This window comes from Lactiplantibacillus plantarum, assembly GCF_014131735.1.
Classification (GTDB): Bacteria; Bacillota; Bacilli; order Lactobacillales; family Lactobacillaceae; genus Lactiplantibacillus; species Lactiplantibacillus plantarum.
The window spans coordinates 1,477,468-1,504,290 of the sequence record NZ_CP039121.1 but is presented as its reverse complement, the minus strand read 5'-3'; the positions used below and the strand labels follow the sequence as shown (position 1 = coordinate 1,504,290).

General features: G+C 44.4%; 37 protein-coding genes, 1 tRNA gene and 1 other annotated feature. Of the genes, 5 read left to right on the top strand and 33 right to left on the bottom strand.

The window, feature by feature from the left end; translation table 11 throughout:
• Nucleotides 1–5: 5 nt before the first annotated feature.
• From E5260_RS06920 to E5260_RS06840, 17 genes are all read right to left on the bottom strand, one after another.
• Nucleotides 6–635, bottom strand: a complete 630-nt coding sequence (locus E5260_RS06920) for an ABC transporter permease (protein WP_003640357.1) — start codon at nt 633–635, stop codon at nt 6–8.
• The gene (locus tag E5260_RS06915) at nt 632–1,816 is read right to left on the bottom strand and encodes a betaine/proline/choline family ABC transporter ATP-binding protein (protein WP_003645157.1); all 1,185 of its coding nucleotides are present in this window, start codon (nt 1,814–1,816) and stop codon (nt 632–634) included. Before E5260_RS06915 ends, E5260_RS06920 begins: the two co-directional genes overlap by 4 nt.
• Nucleotides 1,817–2,193: 377 nt before the next feature.
• Nucleotides 2,194–3,888: a DNA repair protein RecN gene (recN, locus tag E5260_RS06910; RefSeq protein WP_003640355.1), complete on the bottom strand. Its 1,695-nt coding sequence runs from the start codon at nt 3,886–3,888 to the stop codon at nt 2,194–2,196.
• Between the two features lie 102 nt (nt 3,889–3,990).
• On the bottom strand, nt 3,991–4,449 hold the full coding sequence (locus tag E5260_RS06905) for an arginine repressor (protein WP_003640354.1): 459 nt from the start codon (nt 4,447–4,449) through the stop codon (nt 3,991–3,993).
• Nucleotides 4,450–4,532: 83 nt separating this feature from the next.
• A complete protein-coding gene (locus tag E5260_RS06900; RefSeq protein WP_003640353.1) occupies nt 4,533–5,351 on the bottom strand; it encodes a TlyA family rRNA (cytidine-2'-O)-methyltransferase in 819 nt (272 codons plus the stop codon).
• A gap of 14 nt (nt 5,352–5,365) precedes the next feature.
• A complete protein-coding gene (locus E5260_RS06895; protein WP_003644314.1) occupies nt 5,366–6,256 on the bottom strand; it encodes a polyprenyl synthetase family protein in 891 nt (296 codons plus the stop codon).
• Nucleotides 6,249–6,479 (bottom strand): exodeoxyribonuclease VII small subunit, encoded by a 231-nt coding sequence (locus tag E5260_RS06890; protein ID WP_003640351.1) that lies wholly within the window; start codon nt 6,477–6,479, stop codon nt 6,249–6,251. Before E5260_RS06890 ends, E5260_RS06895 begins: the two co-directional genes overlap by 8 nt.
• The gene (gene xseA, locus E5260_RS06885) at nt 6,479–7,822 is read right to left on the bottom strand and encodes an exodeoxyribonuclease VII large subunit (protein WP_003640350.1); all 1,344 of its coding nucleotides are present in this window, start codon (nt 7,820–7,822) and stop codon (nt 6,479–6,481) included. Before xseA ends, E5260_RS06890 begins: the two co-directional genes overlap by 1 nt.
• Nucleotides 7,815–8,675, bottom strand: a complete 861-nt coding sequence (locus E5260_RS06880) for a bifunctional 5,10-methylenetetrahydrofolate dehydrogenase/5,10-methenyltetrahydrofolate cyclohydrolase (protein ID WP_003645162.1) — start codon at nt 8,673–8,675, stop codon at nt 7,815–7,817. The genes xseA and E5260_RS06880 overlap by 8 nt, the downstream gene beginning before the upstream one ends.
• A gap of 145 nt (nt 8,676–8,820) precedes the next feature.
• On the bottom strand, nt 8,821–9,240 hold the full coding sequence (gene nusB, locus E5260_RS06875; RefSeq protein ID WP_003640348.1) for a transcription antitermination factor NusB: 420 nt from the start codon (nt 9,238–9,240) through the stop codon (nt 8,821–8,823).
• The gene (locus E5260_RS06870; RefSeq protein WP_003640347.1) at nt 9,237–9,695 is read right to left on the bottom strand and encodes an Asp23/Gls24 family envelope stress response protein; all 459 of its coding nucleotides are present in this window, start codon (nt 9,693–9,695) and stop codon (nt 9,237–9,239) included. Before E5260_RS06870 ends, nusB begins: the two co-directional genes overlap by 4 nt.
• Nucleotides 9,696–9,744: 49 nt before the next feature.
• Nucleotides 9,745–10,302, bottom strand: coding sequence for an elongation factor P (efp, locus tag E5260_RS06865; protein ID WP_003640346.1), 558 nt, complete (start codon nt 10,300–10,302; stop codon nt 9,745–9,747).
• A gap of 70 nt (nt 10,303–10,372) precedes the next feature.
• Nucleotides 10,373–11,434, bottom strand: a complete 1,062-nt coding sequence (locus E5260_RS06860) for a M24 family metallopeptidase (protein ID WP_003640345.1) — start codon at nt 11,432–11,434, stop codon at nt 10,373–10,375.
• Between the two features lie 193 nt (nt 11,435–11,627).
• Nucleotides 11,628–11,906: a 50S ribosomal protein L27 gene (gene rpmA / locus E5260_RS06855; RefSeq protein ID WP_003638594.1), complete on the bottom strand. Its 279-nt coding sequence runs from the start codon at nt 11,904–11,906 to the stop codon at nt 11,628–11,630.
• A gap of 24 nt (nt 11,907–11,930) precedes the next feature.
• Complete coding sequence (locus E5260_RS06850; RefSeq protein ID WP_003640344.1) at nt 11,931–12,266, bottom strand: ribosomal-processing cysteine protease Prp; 336 nt, start codon at nt 12,264–12,266, stop codon at nt 11,931–11,933.
• 21 nt (nt 12,267–12,287) lie between these two features.
• Nucleotides 12,288–12,596, bottom strand: a complete 309-nt coding sequence (gene rplU / locus E5260_RS06845) for a 50S ribosomal protein L21 (RefSeq protein ID WP_003640343.1) — start codon at nt 12,594–12,596, stop codon at nt 12,288–12,290.
• A gap of 22 nt (nt 12,597–12,618) precedes the next feature.
• Nucleotides 12,619–12,692 (bottom strand) — a sequence feature (ribosomal protein L21 leader region).
• Between the two features lie 61 nt (nt 12,693–12,753).
• Entirely contained in the window at nt 12,754–13,383 is a 630-nt protein-coding gene (locus E5260_RS06840; RefSeq protein WP_003640342.1) for a TetR/AcrR family transcriptional regulator, read from the bottom strand.
• Nucleotides 13,384–13,786: 403 nt separating this feature from the next.
• On the opposite strand from E5260_RS06840, the gene E5260_RS06835 reads away from it, so the two are divergent.
• Nucleotides 13,787–13,942: a hypothetical protein gene (locus E5260_RS06835; RefSeq protein WP_003640341.1), complete on the top strand. Its 156-nt coding sequence runs from the start codon at nt 13,787–13,789 to the stop codon at nt 13,940–13,942.
• Between the two features lie 90 nt (nt 13,943–14,032).
• Here E5260_RS06835 and E5260_RS15495 read toward each other — a convergent pair whose 3' ends face one another.
• Both E5260_RS15495 and E5260_RS06830 read right to left on the bottom strand, forming a co-directional pair.
• Complete coding sequence (locus E5260_RS15495) at nt 14,033–14,158, bottom strand: hypothetical protein (RefSeq protein ID WP_015380266.1); 126 nt, start codon at nt 14,156–14,158, stop codon at nt 14,033–14,035.
• Nucleotides 14,159–14,672: 514 nt separating this feature from the next.
• Nucleotides 14,673–14,746, bottom strand: a tRNA-Arg gene (locus tag E5260_RS06830).
• A 176-nt stretch (nt 14,747–14,922) separates the two neighbouring features.
• On the opposite strand from E5260_RS06830, the gene E5260_RS06825 reads away from it, so the two are divergent.
• The 3 genes from E5260_RS06825 (at nt 14,923) to E5260_RS06815 (ending at nt 16,019) form a co-directional block, all read left to right on the top strand.
• Nucleotides 14,923–15,291 (top strand): hypothetical protein, encoded by a 369-nt coding sequence (locus tag E5260_RS06825; protein ID WP_003640339.1) that lies wholly within the window; start codon nt 14,923–14,925, stop codon nt 15,289–15,291.
• Between the two features lie 131 nt (nt 15,292–15,422).
• Entirely contained in the window at nt 15,423–15,623 is a 201-nt protein-coding gene (locus E5260_RS06820) for a hypothetical protein (protein WP_003640338.1), read from the top strand.
• Between the two features lie 57 nt (nt 15,624–15,680).
• On the top strand, nt 15,681–16,019 hold the full coding sequence (locus tag E5260_RS06815) for a hypothetical protein (RefSeq protein ID WP_003640337.1): 339 nt from the start codon (nt 15,681–15,683) through the stop codon (nt 16,017–16,019).
• A 46-nt stretch (nt 16,020–16,065) separates the two neighbouring features.
• Here E5260_RS06815 and E5260_RS06810 read toward each other — a convergent pair whose 3' ends face one another.
• From E5260_RS06810 to E5260_RS06780, 7 genes are all read right to left on the bottom strand, one after another.
• Nucleotides 16,066–16,605, bottom strand: a complete 540-nt coding sequence (locus E5260_RS06810) for a dUTP diphosphatase (RefSeq protein WP_003640336.1) — start codon at nt 16,603–16,605, stop codon at nt 16,066–16,068.
• A 16-nt stretch (nt 16,606–16,621) separates the two neighbouring features.
• The gene (locus E5260_RS06805) at nt 16,622–17,578 is read right to left on the bottom strand and encodes a hypothetical protein (RefSeq protein WP_003640335.1); all 957 of its coding nucleotides are present in this window, start codon (nt 17,576–17,578) and stop codon (nt 16,622–16,624) included.
• Nucleotides 17,568–18,503 carry a hypothetical protein gene (locus tag E5260_RS06800; RefSeq protein WP_003640334.1) on the bottom strand — a complete coding sequence of 312 codons (936 nt, stop codon included), beginning with the start codon at nt 18,501–18,503 and terminating at the stop codon, nt 17,568–17,570. The genes E5260_RS06805 and E5260_RS06800 overlap by 11 nt, the downstream gene beginning before the upstream one ends.
• 134 nt (nt 18,504–18,637) lie before the next feature.
• Nucleotides 18,638–19,984, bottom strand: coding sequence for a type I glutamate--ammonia ligase (gene glnA / locus E5260_RS06795; RefSeq protein ID WP_003640333.1), 1,347 nt, complete (start codon nt 19,982–19,984; stop codon nt 18,638–18,640).
• A gap of 43 nt (nt 19,985–20,027) precedes the next feature.
• Nucleotides 20,028–20,408, bottom strand: a complete 381-nt coding sequence (locus tag E5260_RS06790; protein WP_025015671.1) for a MerR family transcriptional regulator — start codon at nt 20,406–20,408, stop codon at nt 20,028–20,030.
• Nucleotides 20,409–20,519: 111 nt separating this feature from the next.
• Nucleotides 20,520–21,455 carry a tRNA (adenosine(37)-N6)-dimethylallyltransferase MiaA gene (gene miaA, locus E5260_RS06785; protein ID WP_003640331.1) on the bottom strand — a complete coding sequence of 312 codons (936 nt, stop codon included), beginning with the start codon at nt 21,453–21,455 and terminating at the stop codon, nt 20,520–20,522.
• A gap of 4 nt (nt 21,456–21,459) precedes the next feature.
• Entirely contained in the window at nt 21,460–22,194 is a 735-nt protein-coding gene (locus E5260_RS06780; protein ID WP_003640330.1) for a glycerophosphodiester phosphodiesterase, read from the bottom strand.
• Nucleotides 22,195–22,293: 99 nt separating this feature from the next.
• On the opposite strand from E5260_RS06780, the gene E5260_RS06775 reads away from it, so the two are divergent.
• Complete coding sequence (locus E5260_RS06775) at nt 22,294–22,470, top strand: DUF3042 family protein (protein ID WP_003640329.1); 177 nt, start codon at nt 22,294–22,296, stop codon at nt 22,468–22,470.
• Nucleotides 22,471–22,519: 49 nt separating this feature from the next.
• Here the strand turns inward: E5260_RS06775 and E5260_RS06770 are convergent, their stop codons facing one another.
• The 7 genes from E5260_RS06770 to rpmG form a co-directional block, all read right to left on the bottom strand.
• Entirely contained in the window at nt 22,520–22,933 is a 414-nt protein-coding gene (locus tag E5260_RS06770; protein WP_003640328.1) for a rhodanese-like domain-containing protein, read from the bottom strand.
• A gap of 227 nt (nt 22,934–23,160) precedes the next feature.
• Entirely contained in the window at nt 23,161–23,796 is a 636-nt protein-coding gene (locus E5260_RS06765; RefSeq protein WP_003640326.1) for a Type 1 glutamine amidotransferase-like domain-containing protein, read from the bottom strand.
• 270 nt (nt 23,797–24,066) lie between these two features.
• Nucleotides 24,067–25,029, bottom strand: coding sequence for an ROK family glucokinase (locus tag E5260_RS06760; protein WP_003644304.1), 963 nt, complete (start codon nt 25,027–25,029; stop codon nt 24,067–24,069).
• A 17-nt stretch (nt 25,030–25,046) separates the two neighbouring features.
• The gene (locus E5260_RS06755) at nt 25,047–25,268 is read right to left on the bottom strand and encodes a YqgQ family protein (protein ID WP_003644303.1); all 222 of its coding nucleotides are present in this window, start codon (nt 25,266–25,268) and stop codon (nt 25,047–25,049) included.
• An 18-nt stretch (nt 25,269–25,286) separates the two neighbouring features.
• The gene (locus tag E5260_RS06750; RefSeq protein ID WP_003640323.1) at nt 25,287–25,970 is read right to left on the bottom strand and encodes a rhomboid family intramembrane serine protease; all 684 of its coding nucleotides are present in this window, start codon (nt 25,968–25,970) and stop codon (nt 25,287–25,289) included.
• Entirely contained in the window at nt 25,957–26,523 is a 567-nt protein-coding gene (locus tag E5260_RS06745; RefSeq protein ID WP_003640322.1) for a 5-formyltetrahydrofolate cyclo-ligase, read from the bottom strand. The genes E5260_RS06750 and E5260_RS06745 overlap by 14 nt, the downstream gene beginning before the upstream one ends.
• Before the next feature lie 147 nt (nt 26,524–26,670).
• Nucleotides 26,671–26,820 carry a 50S ribosomal protein L33 gene (gene rpmG / locus E5260_RS06740; RefSeq protein WP_003638573.1) on the bottom strand — a complete coding sequence of 50 codons (150 nt, stop codon included), beginning with the start codon at nt 26,818–26,820 and terminating at the stop codon, nt 26,671–26,673.
• Between the last annotated feature and the right edge of the window lie 3 nt (nt 26,821–26,823).

The window sequence follows — 26,823 nt, the reverse complement described above, 5'->3', positions numbered from 1 at the left end:
CCCCCTTACGCTTGTGTGGTTCTTGGGGTAACCGCTGCTTCTAGTTTACCCAACAGCCAATCAACGATGAGGGCTAAGATAATCACCGGAATTGAACCGCCTAAAATTAAGTCAGTTCGATAGAGGTTTAACCCATTAAAGATAAAGTCCCCAAGGCCACCGGCACCAATGTATGATGCTAACGCGGCCCAGGCAATAACGTACGTTGCGGATAATCGAATACCAGCCATAATAACTGGGGCTGCCATCGGTAACTCAACTTTAACAATTGACTGCCAACCGGTCATTCCCATTCCCTTAGCCGCATCGATCAAGGCTGGATCAACGTCTTCCAGTCCAAGATAGGTATTGCGGAGAATCGGTAATAAAGAATAGATGAACAGCGCAATGATAGCTGGAATTGCACCAATCCCGAAAAACGGGATCATCAATGCCAACAACGCTATCGCTGGGATCGTTTGTAACATACTAGCGATTGACATGACCACATTCGCAATCGGCTTCACCCGCGTAAGCAGAATTCCAATCGGAACCGCTACGATAATGCCTAAGAACAATGAAAACGCCGAAATATACAAGTGTTGCCACGTCTTAACCAGCAGCTGCATGCCGTAGTTTTGTAGGAAAGTTATCATGCCTGTTCACCGCCTTCAGCGGGCGCATCGTCCTCCCCATGATGAATATTATTTTCAGCTTCATCTTCGTCTTCATCACCCCAGAGAGCATCATAAACAATATCGACCAGGGTGGCCCGCGTTACAATTCCGACCAGGCGATGTTGTTCATCTACGACTGGAATGTTCTTCAAGCCGCGTTTCAAAATACGTTCGACCGTATCCCGAATCAATGAATTTGACTGAACATAGAACAAATCAGTCTTCATAATGTCGCCCACACTAGTAGCCGAGTTAAAGTTGTAATCAACGTCTTCAATGCCGATCACACCCTTCAAGATGCCGGCTTCATCGGTGACTAACAACGAGTCAACGCGTTTATCATGCATTTGTCGTAATGCGACCGTCAATGACTTTCCTGGTGTGGTGGCAATTGGGTCTTTCAACATCACTTGCCCAACAGTGGTAATACTTGGCCGTGCTTGAATCAAACGATCCTTACCAATTAAGTTCTCAACGAATTCATTAGCTGGATGACGTAAGATACCGTCTGGCGTATCCACTTGCATAATGTCGCCACCATCCATGATTACGATTCGGGTCGCTAATTTTAACGCCTCATCCATATCATGGGTTACAAAGACGAACGTCTTACCTAAGCGTTCCTGCAAATCCTTAACGAGATCTTGCAAAGATTCACGGGTAATCGGGTCTAACGCCCCAAATGGTTCATCCATCAATACTAAATCTTGGTCTGCTGCTAACGCCCGAACAACCCCGATCCGTTGTTGTTGCCCACCGGAAAGCTCCGACGGGTACCGATCCAAGTAATCTTCTGGCAATTCCACCAGCTTGATCATCTTCTTAGCACGTTCATTCATTTTATCTTGGGGCCACTTTAGCAATCGTGGTACCAAAGTGATATTGTCTCGAATCGTCATATGGGGCATTAGCCCAATGTTTTGAATCACATAACCGATTTGTCGCCGTAATTTAACCGGGTCAATCTGGCTAATATCCTTACCATTAAGTTTAATGGTACCGGAAGTCTGACTTAACATCCGATTAATCATCCGCATCGTGGTCGTTTTACCTGAACCAGACGTCCCGATGAAACAAACAAATTCACCTTTTTCGATTTCCAAATTAAAATCTTCAACGGCTACTTTGCCACCAGGATACGTTTTATTCAAATGTTCCATTGTCAGAAACAACCTCATCACTCCAATCATTTACTCAGTTTATTTCGTTGCCGAATAAACTGTACTGTAATTAAGCATAACTTATAACGAAAGCAAAATGCAAACGTCATGACATGTAAACTGAACATTTTATCGTTTTAACGGTATATTTTGGTAGTCGGAGCTTCAGATTAGCCACCCACTACCAACCAGCCCGACAGTTCATTAAAACGTGTCCGTTGACCCATATTTCGTCTATTTGCGTTTTATATTGTAAAGAATTATCGTCGCCTTGGCAATAATACCGAAACCTCACTCGACACCATCGTCACTAATTAACACCATCAAAAAAGGACCGACCATAGTTGTCCGTCCCTTGTGGTACCGATCAATTAAACTTAATCGTCTTTTTCCTCATCGGCCAGTCGCAATAACTCTTCCGCATGCTCAAGCGATAACTTAGTGACCTTAGTTCCCGCCAGCATGCGTGCCAATTCTTGAACCCGGGCCGCATTATCTAGCTTAGTCACACTCGTTTTCGTGCGCTTACCAGTAATCTTCTTGGCAATGAAGTAGTGGTGATCACTCATCGCCGCAACCTGTGGCAAATGGGTAATACAGAGCACTTGTGAAAAGTGTGCAATGCCGTTGATTTTCTCAGCAATCGCTTGAGCGACCCGACCGCTAACACCCGTATCAACTTCGTCAAAAATGATACTGGTAATTCCCTGTGATTCAGAAAAAATGGTTTTCAAAGCCAGCATCATCCGTGAGAGTTCCCCACCAGACGCAATTTTGGCCAATGGCCGCATGCGCTCGCCAGGATTAGTCTGAATATAAAATTCAACACTGTCCAGACCACTCCGATAGATCTGACCCTTAGTCGGTTTGAATCGTACTTCAAAGATTGCCTTATCCATATACAGATCTTTGAGTTCTTGATGGATCTGTCGTTGTAACACTTTCGCCGCAGCCCGCCGTTTATCGGACAACGCTTCGCCCGTCGTAAGTAGTTGTTGTTTCAGGTCGGCGACCCGCTGGGCCAGATCTTCACTATTTTCTTCAGAGTCAGTCATCTTAGCTAACTCAGCCGCGATTTTTTGGTAATAATCTAAGATTTGTTGTTCAGAGTCCCCATACTTACGTTTTAACTGGGCCAAGATGTCCAGCCGCTGTTCGATTTCATCCAAGCGACCCTCGTCGAATTCTTGCAAATCGAGCTGATTAGAAATCTGACCGGCCGCATCCTGCAGCCCATAAAAGGCATTCTTGACATTCACGGTAATCTCATTAAAGGCGGGGTCCAAATTGGCAATCGGTTCTAGTGCATTCATCGCCGTACCGACCATATCAACCGCACCAGTCGTCTCTTCGCCTGCAGCTAACAATGTGTAACTCTGTTGAAGCGCTTGATTGATCATTTGGTAATTATCCAAGCGGTCACGTTCCGCAGTCAAGCTGGCCTCTTCACCCACTTTGACTTGTGCTGCTGCGATTTCGTCCACTTGAAAGTTCAGCATATCTAAGCGTTGAGCCCACTCTTTTTCATTCGCATTCTTTTGCCGTAATTCAAGGTTTAACTGCTGATAACGATCATACTGTTGCTGGTAACGCTGCTTCAATTTACGAATTTTAGCGGCGGCAAACTCGTCCAGCAATCCCAGGTGTTTTTCAGGTTGCATCAACTCTTGATGTTCATTCTGACCATGAATATCAACAATTGTTTCACCAATCTGTTTCAAAGTCGTCGTATTGACCAGCATACCATTGATGCGACATGTATTACGGCCACTTTTAGTAATCTCGCGCTGTAGAATGACGGTATTATCCGCATGTTCGATCCCCGCTTCGTCCAACAATTGGGCCGTCACGCCGTCAGCCGGCAAAATAAACATGCCTTGCAAAACGGCTTTATCAGCACCGGTCCGAATAAACTCTGCCGAGCCGCGGCCACCCGCTAATAAACCGACTGCATCAATAATAATTGACTTACCAGCACCGGTCTCACCAGTTAAAACCGTCATGCCGGCTTCAAAAGCAATGTCTAAGTGTTCGATAATTGCAAAGTTCGTAATTGATAATTCTTGTAACACTGCAAGCCCTCCTTAAAAGCAATTGGTTACCAGCATCCGTTAGTTAATTTTGAAAAAAAGCGACCTGACACACATGTGAGCAGGTCGAAGATAGCTTACTAATTAGTGATCACTCAGTAAGCGTTGAATTTTTTGTTGTAGCTCTAAAGTCATCGCTAACGACTTGCAAATAATCAGAACGTGAGCATCATCGCCTAGCGTTCCAAAAATTTCGTCATAATGCATTGCTTCAATCAACGTTGCTAGTGCTGGTCCGTTACCCGGCAACACCTTGATGAGGACAAATTTATCCTGAGTCGCATACGAGACATAAGCATCTTTCAGTGTCCGCTTGAGCTTTTTCTCCGTATCCATTTGTTTCTGAACTGGCATACTATAGTGGTAACCGCCCGTTGCCGAGGGAACCTTGACCAGCTGCATATCTTTAATATCGCGCGAAATGGTTGCCTGTGTCACGTCAATATCTTCAGCACGTAACAGCTTGACAAAGTCTTCTTGACGTTCAATTTCGTTCGAACTCAATAATCGTTTAATGTAGCGTTGGCGCTCTTGCTTCTTCACCCGATCACCCCCGGTAGCTATTCATACTTATTTAAACACATCATAAGCCAAAATGCATAAATATGAAAGTCCGGATTTCAATTTTAAGCTTGATTTAATTGTTCATAAGCGGCCGCCTGAGTTTTTTCAATCGACACAGTCGGCGCAATCCGTGGTGTTTCATCGGTAGCTTGTAGATGAATTAGAAACTCAATATTACCTTCACCACCCTTGATTGGTGAATAATCAAGCCCTAGAACGTTATAACCATTCGCTTGCGCAAATTCCACGATATCTGTCAACACCGCCTGATGAACAGCAGGATCACGGACAATTCCGTGTTTGCCGACATTCTCACGACCAGCCTCAAATTGTGGCTTGATTAGGGCAACGACTGAACCACCGTTTTCAATAATCGCGTGTAATGGGGGCAAAATTAAGTGTAGTGAAATAAATGAAACGTCGATGGACGCAAAGTTAGGTTGCCCCTGCGTGAAATCTGCCAGTTTACTATACCGAAAGTTAGTATGTTCCATCACAACCACGCGCGGATCTTGGCGTAACTTCCAGACCAACTGATTACTACCGACATCCAAGGCGTAACTCATTTTTGCCCCATTTTGTAAAACCACGTCGGTAAAACCACCAGTCGACGAGCCAATATCTAGGACCGTTTTGTCGGTCACGTCAATTTCAAAACTTTTGAGTGCTTTTTCAAGTTTGAGACCGCCACGTGAAACGTAGGGCATCGGTTTGCCTTTCAAATGTAATTCAGTTGCCACTGGGATCTTCATGCCCGGCTTATCTAAGCGTTCTTCGTTGACACCTAAGATTTCACCGGCCATTACGGCACGCTTAGCCTTTTCGCGGGTATCAAATAATCCTTGTTGTACTAATAATACGTCAACTCGTTCTTTTTCCATCTAAATTTAAGTCCTTAATCTGTAAAATACGTTAGAAAAGCTGCAAGCAAGCCCATGCCTCGTTGACTAGCAGCACTAGCTTTTACTAACGCCGTTTGAGCAGCTGTTACCGCTTGTTCTAACGCTGTTCGTGCGCCTGCAAGCCCCAGCAAACCTGGATACGTATTCTTATGCTCATCGGCATCCTTATGCGTAGCTTTTCCTAACTGAGCAGGCGTACTCGTCACGTCTAAAATATCATCGTAAATTTGAAACGCCAATCCATAGGCATCAGCATATTGTAATAGCAATTCCTGCACGGCTGGTTGCACTTGAGCTTGAATCAACCCTGCCTGGACAGCGTAGTGAATTAACGCCCCCGTCTTCTCGCGATGCAGCTGTTGTAAGGCTGGCAAAGCCAGATGTTGTCCCGCTCCAAGGACATCAGCAATTTGACCAGCCACCATCCCGCGAGGTCCGGTGGCCTGCGCTAATGCTAAGGTTTGATTAGCGACGATCGATGCCGGTAACCCACTATCCGCAATCCATTCGAAAGTCAACGGTTGTAAAGCATCCCCTGCAAGAATGGCAACGTCTTCCCCAAACTTAACATGGTTAGTCGGTTCGCCACGTCGTAGCTGATCATTATCCATCGCCGGTAAATCATCGTGAATTAGCGAATAAGTATGCATCAACTCAACGGCCACACTTGCCCGCAAGTTTGCAGCCGTCGTTGTGATATCAAAAGTATCTAAAATGGCTAACGTCAATAACGGCCGTAACCGTTTGCCACCTGCTAGTACCGAATAACGCATGGCGTCAGTCAGGGTTGATTGGTCAGAACACGCTTGAAGCTGCTCATCTAAATACTGATTAATCTGAGGACGCCACTTGGATTCAAATTCAGTTAATAATTGCTTATTCATTGGCGTCAGCTTGCTCAAATGGAACTTCGTCGCCATTTTCATTCATCATCTTAGTGAGCGTCTTTTCAGCACCTTCAAGGGTTGCTTGCAACTGCTTGCTAAGTGCCACGCCCTTTTGAAATTGATCCAAGGCTTGTTCTAAAGGAACATCACCCTGCTCTAATTGGTTTACGATCGTCTCTAATTGTGATAAATTCTGTTCAAAAGTTGGTTGTTCAGCCATTATTTTCCTCCATCAATCTTCGTAATCTGTGCCTGAGCCTCACCATCAGCCATGTGAATTGCAACCGTTTGTTCTGGCTGCAATTGTTTGACCCCGTGAACCACCTGTTCATCCGCCGTCACAAAGGCGTAACCACGCGTCATGATTTTAAGCGGACTAAGTAGATCCAACGATTGGACGGTCTGCGTCAGTTGTTGCCGTTTTTGCCGCACGACTAACTGGGTACCCCGATTCAGCCGTTGCTGCAAGTTAAGCAGTTGCGTTTGTGCCTGGCGAACTTGGTGAATCGGCGTTTGCTGTCGTAATTGTTGAAAAACACGCTGGTAGTGCTGGCTTGCCAGATTAAAGTTATTTTGACCAGCCTGTTTAAGTCGCTCATTTAAGAAGTCTAACTTCTGCAAATACCCTTCGTACAAGCGGTTCGGCTGAGTAAACACGTACGACGTTTGTAATTTATTAAGTCGTTGTCGATCGCGTTGAACGAAATTCTGAAATGCATTGAACACGCGGGTCTGGTCTTGCTTTAATTGTAATAAAACATCGTTATATACTGGTACCGCTAATTCGGCAGCCGCAGTTGGGGTGGCCGCCCGCACATCTGCGACCAAGTCAGCAATTGTCGTATCCGTTTCATGCCCCACGGATGAAATAACTGGCAGTTGACTCTGTGCGATTGCACGCGCAACCACTTCTTCGTTGAATGGCCACAGATCTTCGATTGAACCACCACCACGCCCAATAATTAATGTATCAAAATCACCTTGCGCATTGGCACGTTCGATCTGCCGACTAATTTCGGCCGCAGCCGCATCACCTTGAACTTGAGATGGAAACAAAACGATCTGCGCAATCGGAAAACGGCGCCGAGTAGTCGTGATAATATCGCGAATCACTGCGCCACTGCGACTAGTGACCACTGCAATTCGCCTTGGAAAGCGCGGAAGCGGCTTTTTGGGTGCACTAAACAAGCCCTCAGCCGCTAATTTCTTTTTAAGTTGTTCGTAGGCTTGATACAACGCACCCACGCCGTCTGGTTCCATGCGTTCCACATAAATCTGGTAACTACCACTGGGCTCATACAGACCAATCCGGCCCACGACCAGAACCTTCATACCTTCTTCAGGCTGAAATTTGACCTTGGCAAACGCCGACTTGAACATAATGGCTGAAATCTTGGCATGGTCATCTTTCAAACTGAAATATTGATGCGTATTAGGCCGGGGACGATAATTAGAAACTTCCCCCGTTAGGTACACTTTACCTAAATATGGATCAACCTCGAATTTACGTTTTAAATACTGAGTTAAAGCTGTCACTGTCAAATATTGTTGACTTTCACTCACTTACATCACTCCACTTTGCAAGTTCCACCGTTGTCTGCATCAAGGTGGCAATCGTCATTGGGCCCACACCACCAGGAACGGGCGTAATCAACCCTGCGATGCCTTGAGCAGAATCAAAATCGACGTCACCCACTAGTTTACCATTTTCATCACGATCCATGCCAACATCAATGACCGTCGCGCCTGGTTTGATATCAGCACCAGTGATCAGGTGTGCAATCCCCGTTGCAACCACCAAGATATCCGCCGTCCGGGCGACCGCCTTTAGGTCAGCTGTTTTACTATGTGCAATCGTTACAGTTGCGTTAGCATTTGTTAACAAAGCGGCCATCGGCTTACCAACAATGGTACTCCGACCAATAACAACCGCCGTTTTACCAGCCGGATCAACCCCATAGTCAGCCAACATCGTCATAATACCGCGAGGCGTATTTGCTACAGGATAATTACCTGGAAAATTGGTGATCAACTTACCAACGTTCGTCGGGTGAAAACCATCGACGTCCTTTTTAGGATCAATGGCCATCGTGATCAATGGTTCATTAATTTGGGCTGGTAGTGGCGACTGCACCAAGATGCCATGAATGCTGTCATCCGCATTGTATGCCGCAATAATGGCTAACAGTTCGTCCTGACTAGTAGTCGCTGGCAACTGCCGCACCACGGAGTGCATCCCCAACTTAGTGGCTTTACGATTCTTATTTCGAACATAGATTTGACTGGCTGCATCGTCCCCAACAATAATTACAGCAATCCCTGGTTGAATTCCCTGAGCAGCCAATTCCGCTACTGCCGTTGCCGTCTGCGCGTTAACTTTCTTAGCTACTGCCTTACCATCAATAATCTTCGTCACAAGTGCCACACTCCTCTTTCTCTGTCTGGTCTTATTTTAGCATATCACCACAATGATTTATGACCGGTTTACTAATAAGTTATTAAAAAAAGTCTGGCAAATCGCCAGACTTTTACGGTAGAACATAAGATTGTTCGGTTTTAGACTAATTGGCTTGGTTTTTAACCACTTTACCAAGCACCCCGCTAACGAATTTCCGAGAGCGGTCATCACTGAACGCCTTTGTCAATTCAATTGCTTCATTAACCGCGACCTTAGCTGGAACGTCGTCAACAAATTGCAATTCAAAGAACGCGATGCGTAAGATAATCAAATCGGTCTTAGCCAGTCGGTTCAACGACCACTTCTGACTTAAATAAGGCTGAATTTGAGCGTCTAATTCAGCTTGATGTTCACGAACACCAGTTACTAACGTACTTAAATATGCGGGAATTTCAACTGCATCCGCTTCTTCAGGGTTGAGTAACTGTTGGAACAACTGATTTTCATCAGCGTCTGGGTTAGCATTCAACGCGAATAAAGCTTGAAATGCTTTTTCCCGGATTTCATGACGCGTTAAACTCACGATTCTTCACCATCTTCATTTTCATCGGTCTGGGTATCTTCATCACCAAACAAGTTGTTTGGATCAATGGCACTTTCAGTCTTCTCAGTCACGATACCAGTGATGTGGACATTGACTTCACTTAAGGCGAGGTCGGTCATAAATAAGATTTGTTGCTTGACCTTATCTTGAATCGCTAAAGCGACTTTTGGTACCGAAACACCATAGTCCAAGTATGCGAACACATCAACACTAATCTGATCATCGACGATTGTTAACTTGACACCCTTACCAAGATTCTTCTTGCGACCGAACAACTCATTTACACTGGAAGAAATCGTCCCTTGCATCCGGTTAACGCCATCAATTTGACTTACCGCGATACCAACGATTATTTCAAGCACTTCTGGTGCAATTTGAATTTGTCCTAAGCTGGGTTCTTTGCTTTGTAACGTAATATTGCTACTGTCAGCCATTTTGACATTCCTCCAATTCCATGTTTGCCGGTATTAGTTTTTCTAAAAATTAAGCCCGTGAAACGTAAGTGGAGTCAACGGTGTTAACAATCAGCTTGTCACCGGCCTTAACGAAGAATGGTACCTGAATAATTGCACCAGTTTCCAACGTAGCTGGCTTGGAGCCACCGGAAGCAGTATCACCCTTAATCCCTGGTTCAGTTTCAGCAACTTCCAAAGTAACCGTGTTTGGCAAATCGATTCCCAACACTTCACCCTTATAAAGCGTTACTTGAACTTCCATGTTTTCCTTCAAGAACTTCAATTCGTCTTGAATGTGGTCGCCAGGAATTTCAATTTGTTCATAAGTTTCCGTATTCATGAAGACATAGCTGTCACCATCGGCATAAAGGTATTGCATCGTACTCTTTTCAATTGGCGCTTGTTCCATCCGCGCACCGGCACGGAAAGTCTTGTCTTGAACGGCTCCTGTCCGTAAGTTCTTAAGCTTTGAACGAACAAACGCGCCACCCTTACCAGGCTTAACGTGCTGGAATTCCACGATGCGCCAAATTGCGTTGTCTACTTCAATCGTCAAACCATTTTTAAAATCTGCAGTTGAAATCATTTTTAAAAATCCTCCTCAAATATATCTTTATAACTATAACAAGACCGAGCCGCTGTGGCAACTGTCTTAACTATAAAATCAGTAAATCACGAGTTGCAGTCGTCAGTCGTTCATGGCCCTCAGCAGTCACTAAGACATCATCTTCGATCCGCATTCCGCCTAAATCTGGGAAATATACCCCGGGTTCAACAGTAATCACACTGTTTGCAACTAAGGTGCCAGTCGTGTTTTTTGAGATCAACGGGCCTTCATGAATGGCAAGACCAATGCCGTGACCCATACCATGATTGAAGGCGTCACCATAGCCCGCTTTTGTCAGCAAATCGCGGCCAACTGCATCCAGTTGAGCAGTGGCTGCTCCTGCTTGGACCTGATCGATCACAGCCTGTTGAGCGGCCTGCACCGCCTGGTAGGCCGTAACCAACTTATCATCCGGAGTACCTAAAGCAAACGTCCGTGTCATATCTGACGTGTACCCGTCCAAAAAGTAACCAAAATCAAGAGTAACAAGTTGCCCGGCCGTCAAGAGCGCTTTAGAAACCGTCCCATGCGGCAAAGCCGCTCGTGCACCACCAAGTACGATTGTCGTGAACGACGGCCCACTTGCACCGTGCGTCCGCATAAACGCGTCTAACAGGTTGCTAACGTCGATTTCACGCATGCCTGGTCGCACGATACTCGTTACGTATTCGAAACCAGCATCCGCCAAACGTGCACTCGCTCGTAGCCGGTCAATCTCATCAACACTCTTGGTGATGCGCAACTCATCGACCACGTCTGGTAACGCAACCAAATCACTGACCAAGTTCTCATCTAAGTAACTGTAGGCTGTATATGGAATCTCGGCCTCGAAGCCCATGACCCCAGTACCGGTTTTGGCAATAATATCACAAACGGCCCCCAGATAATCACGTGTAATGACTAGGTGCTGGTCATCATAGTGACCGGCAAAAGCTGTCTGATAACGGGCATCCGTAATCAGATAGGCTTCCTGTGCCAGTACTAGCAGATAACCATCGCCGGCCATATCAGCCATTCCTGTTAAATATTGAAGATTAGCTCCATCTGAAACTAAGAACGCATCAATTTTTAACTGATCAAACTTATTTTGTAACCGTTCAACTCGACTCATTATTTCGTCACTCCCATCATTACCTCACGCTTCATTATACCAAACTTTCCAAAAACTGAAGGTAATGATTTATTGAAGGCCATTCGTCAATCAATTACGTTTACGGCTAAGCGGCCCGTGAACCAATAATAGTCGCAGGTATCCCTAGATTGCTTCACAAAAAAAGAGCCTCCCTGCAGAGGCTCTTCAAAAATTATTTTGCTGGGTAAACAGATACTTGGCGCTTGTCGCGACCTTTGCGTTCAAAACGAACGACACCGTCAGCCATTGCAAATAATGTATCGTCGCCACCACGGCCAACGTTTACACCTGGGTAAATATGGGTTCCGCGTTGACGATAAAGAATGTTACCATTCTTAACAGTTTGGCCGTCAGCCCGCTTAGCGCCTAAACGCCGACCAGCTGAATCCCGACCGTTGGCAGTTGAACCGCCACCTTTATGGTGAGAGAAGAATTGCAAGTTCATTAACATAGTAAAGTCCACCTCCGAATGTGGTTATCGTGTTTGTTCACGAACTCGGATGTAATCTCCGTAATTCGTGGCCACATCGTTCAAACCAAGTGTGAAACTTTCAAGTAAGGTTTGTAATTGTGTGTTCGCCAAGTCCAGCTTAGTGAAATCTGCAATTAATAGCCCACCATTGGTTTCATCACTTTGTACTACGGGTTGCAAGCGGGCAACTTGTTCAATCCCATTGATTGTACTAATTGCTAACACCGAAACCGCTGCACAAACGATGTCTTGTCCATAAGCACCTGAATCAGCATGTCCCGTCAACTTAAAAGCGGTCACTTGACCGGTCGCATTACGAGAAATGGTTGCCTGAATCATAAAGAATGCCTACTTTCTTAATTATGCATTAATTGTGTCGATCGTTACCTTAGTGTATGGTTGGCGATGACCCTTCTTAGTATGTTGGCCCTTCTTGGCCTTGTACTTGAAAGTAACCACTTTACGGTCACGGCCTTGCTTTTCAACAGTACCTTCAACCGTCGCACCATCAACAGTCGGCGTTCCAACCTTAGTTGTGTCACCACCAACAAAGACTACTTGATCAAAAGTAACCTTGTCGCCAGCAGCAGCGTCAAGTTTTTCAACGTAAATTGCTTGGCCTGCTTCAACTTTATATTGTTTACCACCAGTTACAATAATTGCGTACACGTTTGTGCACCTCCTTAAATTATAAATCACTTAGACTCGCCGAATGTAAGTGCCATTGCTGAACTTAAGACTCAATCCGTGCGGTTGTAGCTGTAGAAGTCCACAAATACAACAGGAAAATATTATCAAATTTTTTCATAATAGTCAAGGATTGATTTCACTTCACAAAAAAGTCCGTGAAACTAATGCTCCCTACCGTCATCAAATGGTGCATTTTTTTAATACACTTGGTTAAGTAATGTGGCGTGTAGATCATATCATTAGCTAACCAATCAGTAATCAGGCCGACTGTCGCAGAAACGTAATACGCGATTTGAATGCTGACCGGTACTTCCAAATCAGCAAATTGATCCTGAAAATCACGGTGAAATTTCGTCATCCACGTCGTCATCTGCTGATTGATCCGTTGATTGACCGCTAACTGGCGCTGATCTAACAATAGCGTCTCAAAGGCTTCCGCGTGCTGACTGATGTAACCGAGTGCCTTTGATAAGGAAAAAACATGCACCCGCTGTAACGGGTCAGCCGGATTGGTTATAATATCATCCACTGAAACCGTCACGATGGCCGTTTCAAACAATTCACTTACCAAGTCATCTAGGGCCTGATCAACAAATGCTGGCTTGTCTTTATAGTGGAGATAAAATGTTCCGCGGGTAACTGCTGCCGTACTAGTCAGTTTTTGCACGGAAATGTTATCGACTGTTTCTGTCTGTAATAGTGTAATTAATGCTTGTCGCAAGCGCCGCCGAGTTTTATCGACACGCGGATCAACTTCATGACTCATATCTGCTCCCTACTTTCATTTCATAATTAATATAACATTAATTGCTAAGAGCGTCTAACAGATGATAATCAGCCGGACAAATAGTTAGATTACGTCTAAGATGGTTCTCAGTGATCTATCTGGCCCATTCATTCGACTGACACATGATTGATATGGGGCTCACCTATCTGCCACTATCATACTAGCTGGTTAGTCCTTACATGCCTTAGCATCAATTCAAAGCTAAATTGATCTTTAGGAACGCTGTAAAGGATTTTATCTTGACAACCGACCAAAATAACCGTTATACTAATAATGCAATTTTTGGGAAAAGTCTGGCTTTTCCTGTTAATTCGGTTGCAATGTACACTATTCTTGTTTAATATAGTCGTTATTGGACTAATCAAAGGAGGGACATACTCTTATGACTGTTGTTGCAAAACCATATAACACATGGGCATCACGTCGGCCAGTTGCTGGGAAGCAAAAGCGCATTCGTCGCGAAAAAGAAGTTGCTGCTATCCAACGTTGGGCTGCCGGCAAGACTGACACCATCGAAAAAACACCAAAAATCAAGTAATTAAAAAAGAACTGCTCATCTTGAATGAGCAGTTCTTTTTTAATTGATTGATTGTATAATGCCAATGTGCAAGATAAGAACTCCCGTTGACTAACGGTCATTACGGGAAGCAGTGAAATGCTTACTGCTTGCATTTTCTTTGGCAACAAAGTTTGAATAATATTGAATGCCACCAGCGATGGCGATGATACCGACGATTGCAAATACTGAACCCATAAGAATTCTCCTTCCTTGTTACATGATTATTATCGTTTTGTTACAGTAACATTTCAAGCGAAATAAACTATTTTAGTCAGTTTTGTTAGTTTCTTTATCTTTTCTTAAGTATTTTAGGAGATATTGGTTCTTCGCCGTCGCCATTTAACAACCCCGCCTTGCAAAGATTAAATTAATGATGACCGGACTTAGTTACCGCTATTACAGCGTTTATATTGTGTCGTTCTTCAAGCATTAATTGGTATTCATGAAAACAATTTCCTCGTTCACCAGGCTAACTTCATTTTTGACTTTCACCATAATGACCAATTATCTCAGCAAAATGTGCTTACTGTAATTTAGTGCTTTTTCATTACAAATATTACATTTTCAATTTCTGTTTACATATAACTGTACTAATGCCTAAAGATATTACGCGAGAATAACTGCGCGTTAATAATAACCTGCATTTTTCTATAGACAACAAAAAAATCCCTGTGAACAGGGATTTTTTGTGTCAAGCCTATTTCAAATATGTCACGAGTGAGACTTGAACTCACAACCCTCCGCTTAGAAGGCGGATGCTCTATCCAGTTGAGCTACCGTGACAACAACAAGACTAATTATAGATAAGAAGCTGAAGCGTGTCAATTTATTATTTAAAATTCGCACAATCAATCGCTATTCAGATTCGTTTAGGCGCCTGGTAAATAACCCGACATAATTTGATGTCCATCATTAAACAGGTAATAATTGAATAAGTTACTGAAAGGAGATTCCCACCGATGAAACAGAAAGCCTACTTTGTCAGTTGGCATCTATTTGTACTGCTGACAAATTATTATATCAACCAGTCTTATTTCCAATTGCCATGGTATCTCAACTCAACTATCAGCAGCTTGGTCACGCTAATTGTCGCATCCGACTTGCCGATTAAACACATCAAGCATACCAGTCAGCGCAAGCATCTGCACATGCTCAATCATTGGACCCTGCTCCCACTCTTAATGGCCGAGTTGATCATTAATTTTGACTTTTTGACCATTTCCAGCTTTGAAATGGTTAGTTTACTCTTTAAATTGATGAGCTGGTTGCTAGCTATATTCATCACTCATATCACCAGCCATTATTTTAATTATGAGTGCATTATTTAATTCCCCATAAATTGCGCACCAACCTGAACTTCGTGTTCATTCAACCAATTTACAATCAAGACACCGTCCAATCCACCACAACCTTGGTGTAGTACAATCAACGTATCTAATACTGTCTGGGGGAATCAACAATGCTTTTACGCCATGGCTTAACCAGTAACATTTATCTGAACGATTACTTAACGTTTATTCAGCAAGGGCGTGACACCTTTGAATTTCATCATAACTTATTAGTCGCACAGCACCATTACCACCTAGTCATCAACGCCCACCATGCCTTTAACGCTTTCTACGCTGAACAGAAGCGGCTGGCCGAGCAGCTGATGGACTAAATCAATTCTCGCATCCCATCCTAATAGTGCGTATAATATGTTTTGAGGTGAAACATATTGAAACTTGAAGCAATTGCCGGAAATATCGCGCATGCCATCAAAGATCGTTCAACTGACGGGCCCTACGTACTCGCGGTCGAGTTTACGGACAAAGCCACCAAGGGAAAGTCAGCCACTGGTTGTGTCATCGTCCGGATGCCAGATCACCAGCACTATACGATCACCAGCAATGACTTTCGGTATATGGATGCGGACAAAGATACTTTAGCTGAGGAACTCGGGGCCTTCTTTGAATGCGACGATGATCTTGATCAACGACAAACATTGATCGACCAAGTTAATGACTTAGTTGCACAAGACGCCGATAATGACGCGCAATTAATGACAGCCGCTTAAAAAATAACCTAGTTACGTGATCAAATCGCGCAATTAGGTTATTTTTTTAATAGTTATTTGCTTGTCGTTGCTCATTGACATGATTTTTGGCCGTAAACGCCGTTTGTATCTCGTCCTGAGTAAAACCAAAATCAACTAGCCCAATCTTCAAGAAAACGTGCCAAGCGTGCTGGTAGCTCTCCTGACGATGGTTAAAGTAAGCATCATAGAGGAGGTGCTTGATCGCCAAGTACTGTTTATTCAAATCAGTCGCCGGCTTAGCCGCAATCGTAGTCAATTGCTCAGGCGTTACTGGAATCAAATGCGTCCACTGTTGAATCGCTGAGACAAGGAATAAGAAGTCCATCGCATCTACGTATTCGTTCAGCAGCGTTTCGCGGTGTGTCTTATCAGGATCCGCTTTGCCACGATGAATCTTCCAAACTTTGAACCATTCCGACGTATTAGCCATTTCTGCCAATTCGACGTCCAGTGAGACCATCGCATTTTGCAACCGTTCTTGTGGCCGCCAATGAATCTGTTGACGGGCCGTAATATCGCGGTCTAAACGAATCGACTGTTGTAATAACGTTGTTAGTTCTAACATCTAATACCCCCGTTACTTAAGCAAATACTAATGGATCCGCTTTTATTTCTAGCGAATCGATATTTTCTAAGTACCAATCACGCATGAACCCAAAGTGTAACAACACGTCAAACCACGAAACTGCTTGATCAGGATCATGAACAGTCAGGACCCATTGTTGACTACCGCCAGCTTCAGCTGCATCAAAGATATCAACTGTCAAACCAGCCCGCAGTTCAATTTGGGCACCATGTCCTTGCTGTGAATTACGCAACATGTGCTCATTCTTAGCCGCACTGACAAACAATTTGTCAACGATTGCCCGATCTAAATTAGCCGACCGCAGTTCATATTTAGCCGCGTTAGCAACGTCCAAAATATTAAAGTCGACGTTAAAGCCAAAATCATCTTGTAAGCAATGTCCAAATTTAATTAGCGTTGCGAGAACCGTATTAATTTGGTCAACCCCAGTTCCCTTCAACAATAATTTATTAATAAATAAATTCGTAAACGCCGAACTATTAAACCGTAACAAGCGCCGTTCTAAATGAATATAAAACAAGTTTTCGCCAGTTGTTTGTTCACGATAATATGCACCACCGTTGCCGTTGTTCACCACTTGATACAAGAAGGTGTAATCATCCGTTAGCGCCCCGTAAACGTGATACAGCGCTTCAGTATGCCGTTGAGAATTCAGCACCGCTTGTTCATCACCATGCATGCCCAATAACCGACTCATGAAGATCAAATAATAATCGGCATTCTGATATTGATGGGGAAACGTCACGTAAGCCGTATCCAGTTTAAAGTCTGCTAGCTGTTGTGCCGCTGCTAACAGTGTCTCTCCGTCAGTTGTATCAATCAGTTGGTCCATCAAGGCCGTAAATTTTTCACCATTAGCGAGTCCTTTTTTTAAGCCCTCATTGAACGTACTCAGCTTACCGTGAGTGCTCAGTGTTGCCGTGTCCATCTGCTTGTCCGTATTATTCGCCATCAGCCGCTACCTGCGCCTTCCCAATCAGCGTGGTCAAGTAGTCAACATAAAGACTACGGTTACGCTCATTAAAATTCTCAAAACTCTTAAAGGCGTTTTCAATCGCTTGTTTCTCATAAGCTAAAATCGTATCTTCCTTAGAAAGCGTTAAAATCTTAGCTTCGTTATCCTTCATGGTTGCATGGGCATTATTAGCTTGTTCGTCTTCATCGGCCAACTTAGTTAACTGGTCAATAATTTGCTGCCGTTCTTCTTTGATCCGACCAGAATCAAATAGTGAGTTACGTTGCCCATTTTCCTTTAGTTGCTGCCGCAATTCTTCTTTTTGCGCATCACGGTCTGATTGCGCGTCAATCAGTTTCTGTAGCTGATCGCTACCAGCTGAGATCTGCTGAATACGATCTGTATTGAAACGTTTGTGCGCGGGAGCCAGTTCAAACGTCTTTTGTAATTTATTGTATTCTTCCGAACTAAATTCAAAGGCGACTTTCAAAACGTTCAATTTACCAAACCGGCGCCGATCCCACCAGTTACCAAAGTAAATCTGAAATTCGCCGAGTTGGGTTTCTTCATAATAAAAGAATGGGTACTCATGAGCCAAATAATCAATTAACTTGGTACTCAAGTAGTGACTGATTGCCGGATAGACATCCGTAATTAAATCCACTTGGGCGTTACGGGTTGGATCCGGTTCCTCGTTAAGTAAGGCTTGGTGATAGTGGTCACCATCGATCAATTCGTAGATCAACCGGTCGTCACCAGCCGTAATTGCTTGGCGCACCGTAGTTACATAGTCTAACTTTTGTTGAAGTCGCTTCGTAAGCGCGCGCGTAGGTTGATCTTGTTTTTCAAGATCAGGCTGATTTTGTTTTTCCATAATAATCTCCTTGCAATCAATAATAATTGAAAACTTGCTGAATTGCATTGCTGTTCCTAATGTTACCGAAAATTAGTGCATTAATAAAGGTTAACACCACTAATTTACCAATTTTATAACAAAAACGGCTAGTTCGCCATTTAAGGTGCCCTAACCGTCGTATTTTTATCTCAATTAATGGTTTAGTACAATTCCATGTACTGATCACGTTCCCATTCACTAACTTGTTGACGGTATGAAGCCCATTCAAGCCGTTTAGCTTCCAAGAAACTCTGATAAATATGTGGCCCTAACGCCTTCTTCATCGTCGGATCTGTCTGGAACTCTTTCAGCGCATTGTGTAACGTTGACGGTAAGTCAGCGATACCAGCTGCAGCCCGTTCATCTTCATCCATAACATAGATATTACGATCAACACTCTTTGGTGGTTCAATACCGTTCTTGATTCCGTCCAAGCCAGCTTCAAGAACCGCTGCAAAGGCCAAATATGGGTTAGTTGAAGCGTCCACACTCCGTAATTCAAGGCGCGTTGACAAGCCCCGTGCACTTGGAATCCGAATCATTGGTGACCGGTTAGATGCTGACCAGGCCACGTAAACGGGCGCTTCATATCCAGGAACCAAGCGTTTGTATGAGTTGACTGTCGGGTTAGTGACAGCAGTGTATGACCGGGCATGCTTCATCAAGCCACCTAAGAAGTGATAAGCGTCTGATGATAATTCTAAGCCATTCTTATCATTAGCATCATAAAAGGCATTGCCTTGATCATGGAACAAGGACATGTTCACATGCATCCCAGAACCATTGACACCGTTTAACGGCTTAGGCATAAAGGTTGCCCACAAATTGTATTTCCGTGCGATGGTCTTAACGACCAATTTGAACGTTTGGATATGATCGGCTGCAGATAAAGCATCCGCGTACTTAAAGTCAATTTCATGTTGACCAGGTGCAACTTCATGATGACTGGCTTCAACGTTAAAACCAAGTCGTTCAAGTTCAAGTGCAATGTCCCGGCGGCAATTTTCACCCAAGTCCATTGGTGATAAGTCGAAGTAACTTCCCTTATCATTCAATTCGGTCGTTGGTTCACCCTTTTCATTCATCTTGAATAAGAAGAATTCAGGCTCAGTCCCACAGTTAAATGACGTATAACCTGCTTCGCGCATATCGTTCAAGACACGAATTAAGTTGTTCCGTGGATCCCCTTCGAACGGCTTACGGTCAGACGTGTAAACTTCACAGATAATCCGTGCAATTTTACCATGTTCCGTGTTCCAAGGCATGATCAACCAAGTTGATAAGTCAGGATACAGGTACATGTCACTTTCTTCGATCCGAACAAACCCATCGATGGATGAACCGTCAAACATCAACTTGTTATCCAAGAGTTTGTCGAGTTGTGAAACTGGAACTTCAACGTTCTTAATTGTGCCGAATAGATCAGTAAACATTAACCGTAAAAAATTAACGTTTTCTTCTTTGACGATGCGGCGGATATCGTCTTTTGAGTAGGACTGTTTTGCCATGAAAATCGCTCCTTAAATTGATTGACTAACGAATGCAAACATCTTAGTGTGCCGGATAATTGGGGCCCTTGTCGGACTGCAAGCCTCCGAGATTCAGGAATTCATCATGAAGGATTCGGCGCACATCGCGATCAGTTAGCGGCTTAGCCAAGTCAGCTTGCTTCTGCTCAGCTCGCTGTTTTTGGAGCGCATATATTTCTTTGATTCCAGCCATATTGATGCCATCTGCTAAGTAATCCTTGATTTCAAGCAAACGATCAACATCATTCAACGAAAATATTCGCCGATTACCGGCATTTCGTTCCGGCGTAATCAATTCTTGCTCTTCATAGTAGCGAATTTGTCGCGCAGACAAATTGGTCAGCTTCATAACCGTACCAATTGGCAAGACGGCCAACGAGCGACGGAGTTCCTTTTCCTTCATAACGACCCTCCTCTTTAATACAGACTTAATATTAGCAATGTTATCATCGAATGTCAATCATTCATGTTAGAAAATATCACACGTTTTATCATAGGTATACCAATTTATAATTTAGCTTAACCAACTAGCTAGCCGTTGGTCAATCGAGGCCCGTAATTCAGGGTGTTCCAATAGATTGATCCAGTCGACCGACATCTTGTTACGGAACCAAGTCAACTGACGCTTCGCATAACGACGTGAGTCCTGTTTGATCTTAGCAATTGATTCGTCACGCGTCTGCTCCCCATTAAAGTAAGGGAACCATTCGTGATACCCGATCCCCTTACCAGCCGGTAACATGGCGCCACCTTGGTCAAATAGCCACCGCGCCTCTTGTTCCAATCCGGCCGCTACCATTTGATCGACACGTTGATTGATCCGAGTATACAGCAGCGCTCGCTCCGCGGTCAGACATAAGGTATAAGCATCCAGTGTGTCACCGTGCGTATCCGCCTGCTCAGAAAAAAGCTGACCAGTTGTATGCACGTACTCCAACGCCCGTACGACCCGTACCAAGTTAGCGGGCGCAATTGCGGTGGCCGCCTGCGGATCACGCTGTTTCAACGCCATCCACGCCACATCCGAACCTTCGACAGCGGCACGATCAAACCAAGCTTGACGATACGCCATATCAGGTTCATTATCCGCTGGTCCAAACTGATAGCCCGCCAACAAGGACTGCAAGTAAAAGCCAGTTCCACCCACAATAATAGGCAGTTTACCCCGAGCACTAATATCAATGATCAACGCCGTCGTCCGACTGACAAATTCAGCGACTGTAAAACGCTGATCAATATTTTTGATATCGATTAGATGGTGGGGAATGCCCGCCTGCTCTTCCGGCATTATTTTAGCCGTACCAATATCCAAGTGACGATAGACCTGCATTGAGTCTCCTGAAATGATTTCACCATTCAGCTGTTTAGCCAGCGCTAGCGATAATGCCGTCTTACCGACTGCTGTTGGTCCCGCGATTAGCAATACTTTATGTTTAGTTACTGTTGTCACTCGTTTAACCTCCTTGTACCTGCTTACGAATTCTTCGTGCTAATCCAGGGTAGTCGGTAATCAGTCCCGCAAACCGATGACGATAACAGAACCGCATATCGCGTTCCGTGTTGACCGTCCATGGCCGCAACTGCACTTTTGGCAATAAGAGCCAGTGAACTCGCACCCAACGAATATCCGGATGATAACCGAGAACAATGTGTTGCGCATGAAGCCGCTTCGCAGTTTGAACCTTAGTCTTGAACAGGCTATCCGATTCGACCTCGGGCTGTAAAATATGCAACCGTTCGATCGACTTTCCGTAGAAGCTCGAATAAATTAGCGTAAACGGAACTTGATGATGGTTAAAATAATCCGCTACCAAGTCTTCGATCCCCTCATAATGAATCTTATTAGTTTTGATTTCCAGATTAAAAATACCAGTAAAGTTGTATTGAATCAATAATTGAACCACTTCATCTAAAGTCGGAATACGCGTTCCCGCATAGGCTGATGCATACTTAACACCAGCGTCCAATTGCTTTAACTCGGCCAACGTGTGATCCACAATCCGACCCGTTCCGTTAGTCGTGCGGTCGACGAGCTCATCATGCATAATAATCAGTTGCCCGTCTCGCGACAAGTGTACGTCAGTCTCAATGCCATCCGCACCATCCTCGATAGCCGCAATAAACGCTGGTAACGTATTTTCCGGCCTGGTCCCCTTGCTACCACGATGAGCAATAATTTGAGTAAGCATTGCGTTTCACCCCACTTTTTTAAAAATTAGATTGAATTGATTGCTATCTCCGCATAAAACAAGCATAATAAAACTAACAATTGCTAGGAGGTTTTACTAATGAAATCATTTACCCGTGGCTTCTTGTTTGGGGTCGTCGCAACTGCTGGTGCCGTAATTGGCTCCGTCTTATCATTTAAGAAGCAAGTTGTTGATCCAATCGAAGACCAAGAAAACAAATTCGAAGAAAACCGGAAAAAGGCGATGCGCAAGAGCCGCTCAGCTCACAACGGTTAATTAAATAAAAAATGGTGGCCGAACAAGTTGTTGTTCTAGCCGCCATTTTTTAATACTTCGCTTTTTTCGTCTTACCTTCCCAACGTGCGTAACCGGGTTTTAAAATGTATAGCTGTGAATAACCATTCTTAGCTAATGTGACGACGGCCCGTGTACTTAACGTATGGGTTTGATCGTAAACGTAGATTGGCATATCCTTGCGAAGTTCGTTCATCCGAACTTTCAAACTGTTGAACGGAATATTCCGAGCCCCCAGAATATGACCAGCGTCAAACTCTTTCTTTTCACGCAAATCAATCACTTGCGCCTTACGCATTCCCGCCTGAAACGCTTCTTCGTCCAACATCGTGGACACCTGACGCCGTCGAATGTAACTATACAACTCATAAATAAAGTAGGCCGCGATTATGATAACTAACACGATGTTAACATACGCCATGCCGCTCAATGCACCTAAAACCACGTTATCCCTCCTAATTTCTACTTATCTATTTTACACAAAACCGCTTACTTTTACTAGGGGTAAGCAGGAAAAGCCGCGATTAAACTGCTGACTAATCCTGAAGTCCCACTGATTGCTTTATGGCCGTACTCACCCACAGTTTAAAGGCATCCATTAAAACGGTCGGGGGCCTGAGACCCGCATTTAACCACGCTGTTAATTCAAAACCAAGCATCGCGGTATCACATTTATGAATCCGAATCGATCATCTTAATCTGACTACCATGCACCAGTAATCCCTGATTGTTAGTCAACCGTTTGACCGTAACGCCCGTCTTATGTTCCCAGTCGGTGATCAACTGCGGCAATTGCGGCTTTACTTCACAATGAACATCATAATGCGGATAAATACGGATCGTCGTCGCATTGATGGCTGTTGTGCTTGCCAGTTGCTCGGTGTTGTCCTCCGGGTATAAATAGGCGTACAGGTCTAAATCCGGGCCTAACAAGATGGCCCCGGCGCTAATACCGTAGATTGGCTTGCCCGCCAGCGCGAGAGTCCTCAGTCGTTCCAGCACGTGCGTTTCACGCAGATTCTTCAACAGTAAAAACTCGTAGCCACCATTCAAAATAATGACCGTTGCCGTATTCAATGCGGCCAAATCATCCGTCAATACATCTAGGAGCTGCACGTGCGCATATCCAAGCTGCTGAACCGTTTGTTGTAGTGCCACCATTTGGGGGTGATTTTTACCCGTGCTGACCGAATTGACAATAATCACAATTCTCGCACTGTTCTTAGCCACCGGCGCCACTAAAGTGAAAAAGGCGTCCGTTACGGCCACAGTGCTAAACGCCCGTGAAGACAATAATAACTTTACCATCCTGCTTCTCCAATCAATTCTGTCATCTAATTCAATTCACGCTAGTCGATCCGTATCCCTTGCGCCAAATCGCGTAACAGTTCATACGCCGTTACAACAACATACCGACATGAAACTAAAATCGCGCATAGTCTGAGGACATGAGCCCAAATCAGCATCGGCAATTGGCGCTCAGTTTTTAACCACAACCTAATCAGCACAGTTTTTGGAGCTTAGTATAAAAAAGAAGCTCGGACATTACTTCCAAGCTTCTTGACGATTGATTTTAACTTAAATAAACCGTTGGGCCAATGAACCTGCTCCGATAACACCAGCGTCGTTACCTAAGACCGCTAACTTCAAAGCAGTCGTGTCGCGAATCGTTGGGAATGTGAATTGGTTAAAGTAACTGATGACTTGATCTAATAAGAAATCACCAGCAGCTGAAACCCCACCACCGATAATGATTGAAGATGGGTTCATCGTGTTCCCGACATTAGCTAATGCCAAGCCTAAGTAATAAGAAACCCGATCAACAACGCGTTTAGCCAAGACATCGCCTTCTTTAGCTAAATCGAAAGTGATCTTTGAACTAATTTCTTCACCGTTGTCTAATAATTGTTTCAACTTAGAAGCACCAGAGAATTCTTCTGCCATATCGCGAGCAACGTGAACGACACCAGTTGCAGAAGCGTATTGTTCCAAACAACCTTTCTTACCACAAGTACACATGTAGCCGTTTGGTTCAACCGTTACGTGACCAATTTCACCGGCACCACCGGCAATACCATGGAGTAAACGGCCATCGGCGATGATCCCACCGCCAACACCAGTTCCAAGCGTTACAAAGACAACGTCACTACCGTTTTCGCCAGCGCCCTTCCAACGTTCGCCAAGTGCAGCAACGTTAGCGTCGTTATCCAGCGTAAATTTGATGCCAGTTCCCTTTTCGATTTGAGCCTTAACTGGTTGTAAGGTCTTCCAGTTTAAGTTGTAGGCACCGATAACCGTACCATTATCCAAATCAACGGTCCCGGGAGTCCCCATTCCAATTCCGATAAATTGAGAACGGTCCATCTTATATAACTCAATGTGGTGGTTGATGGAATCGATGATGTTAGGCACAATGTGGGCCCCTTCATCTAAAATCGTGGTTTCAATACTCCACTTTTGTTGAATATCACCATTTTCTGTTAAAATGGCAAACTTAGTTGTCGTCCCACCAAGGTCGACTCCGATTAACTTACGCTCCATGTTGCTAAATCCCTCCATTAGTCATGCGCCGCGTCTTCACGGGCGCGTTCTGCTTCTATCCGGTGCTCATGGCTCAATACGAGCTTGACGCGGGCATACATCTTCGGGTCAATGACACCAGCTTGATAGAGATGATCGATCTCAATGGCCATTAACTCAATATCCCAAATTCGCTTGCCTACGTACACGTACACGCCAAATTTTTTAAGTAATTGTTGGACGTCGTAAAGTGTTTTCATGTGCATATCCTCGATTAATTATACAGTTAAATTAGCATTTGTAAAACCCATTTTTAATAAAGCTAACCAGCCAATGACTAGAATAACCGTTGCCACAATTCGTTTCAGCGGCGCAATCTTGCCAATTCGTGGTACACCCAGCAGATAGCCTAACAAAAAGCCACCAACTAGACCCCCGACATGTCCCCAGATATCAATGCCATTCGAGAACATATCGAATACTAAATTCAAAACGGTTAGTAGTAAAAATTGGTTCGTGAGCTGGCGAATCACTGGATTTTCCCAGAACGATTCCCCAATCGTCAAAAAGGCACCAAAGAGTGCGAAACACGCCGTACTGGCCCCTACTGACTGATTATTGGATAACGCGAAACTCATAATGTTACCACTAATGCCACCCAAAATATAAATTGCCAGCATCCGCCAATGACCATACATTGCTTCAATTTGCATGCCCATAAAATAAATAACGACACCATTCAGTGCAATATGGGTAAGTCCCATATGTAAAAACATCGGCGTCACCAATCGCCACCACTGGCCGGCCGCAATTGCTTGATTGTTCTTAGCACCTAGTGAATTAAAAACCAGCATGGCGCCGTCGCCCATCAGCCACTCGACTAAGAAGACTGCCACAGTAATTCCAAGTAGCACCTGCGTGATAGCCGGTTCAGTTTGCCACCAGCGTTTAATTCTCATCATGTTGTTCATCCCCTGCTACCAAGAGTTCGTCTAACAAGACGTCATATTGATCAACCGGCCATTCAGCGTGTTCAAAAGCCATCTCGTCATAAGCCAGTGTCAACTTCTTACCCGGATAATCAGCGAGGTAACGATCGTAGTAGCCACCACCAAATCCAATCCGGGCGTGCCGGTCACGGCTGTACCCAAGACCAGGAACTAAGATCAGATCGATCTGTTGCTTGGCGACTGGTTCACCCGTGACGGGCTCTGGGATTCCAAAAGACGTTCGCTCAAGTCGATCAGTCGCTTGGTAAGGATAAAAAGCCATTTGACGATGCGGCAGCGTTTTTGGAATAACCACCATTTTGCCCTCCGCCCAAGCTTGTTCAATAAGTGGGCGCGTCGCTACTTCGATGTCACTACTAATTGTCATGGCAATGACCTGGGCAGTTTGCCATGTTGGGCTTGCAAATAATTGAGTCTGTAACGCCTGGTTTTGCCGTTGCCGGTCAGCCGGCGTCATTTGGCTTAATCGCCCAAGCTGTTGCTTACGAAATGCTTTTTTCTCCACGTACGGCACCCCCGAAAATAAAATTGGTATAAAAAAATCTCATTCATTAACATGTCAAATTGAAAAATCAATTTGGCAGTTGCCAACAAATGAGAAACCCATTGTCTGATGACAATGTTACAGAAAAAACAACAGGAGTCCCCGTTGTTATTTTGTTTCACGATGTAATGTCACTTTGTGTTCCCGTGGACAATACTTCTTAAATTCAACCCGGTCCGGATTGTTCCGGCGGTTCTTTGAAGATAAGTAGTTGCGTTCATGGCATTCTGTACATTCAAGTGTAATGTGTACCCGCATGTT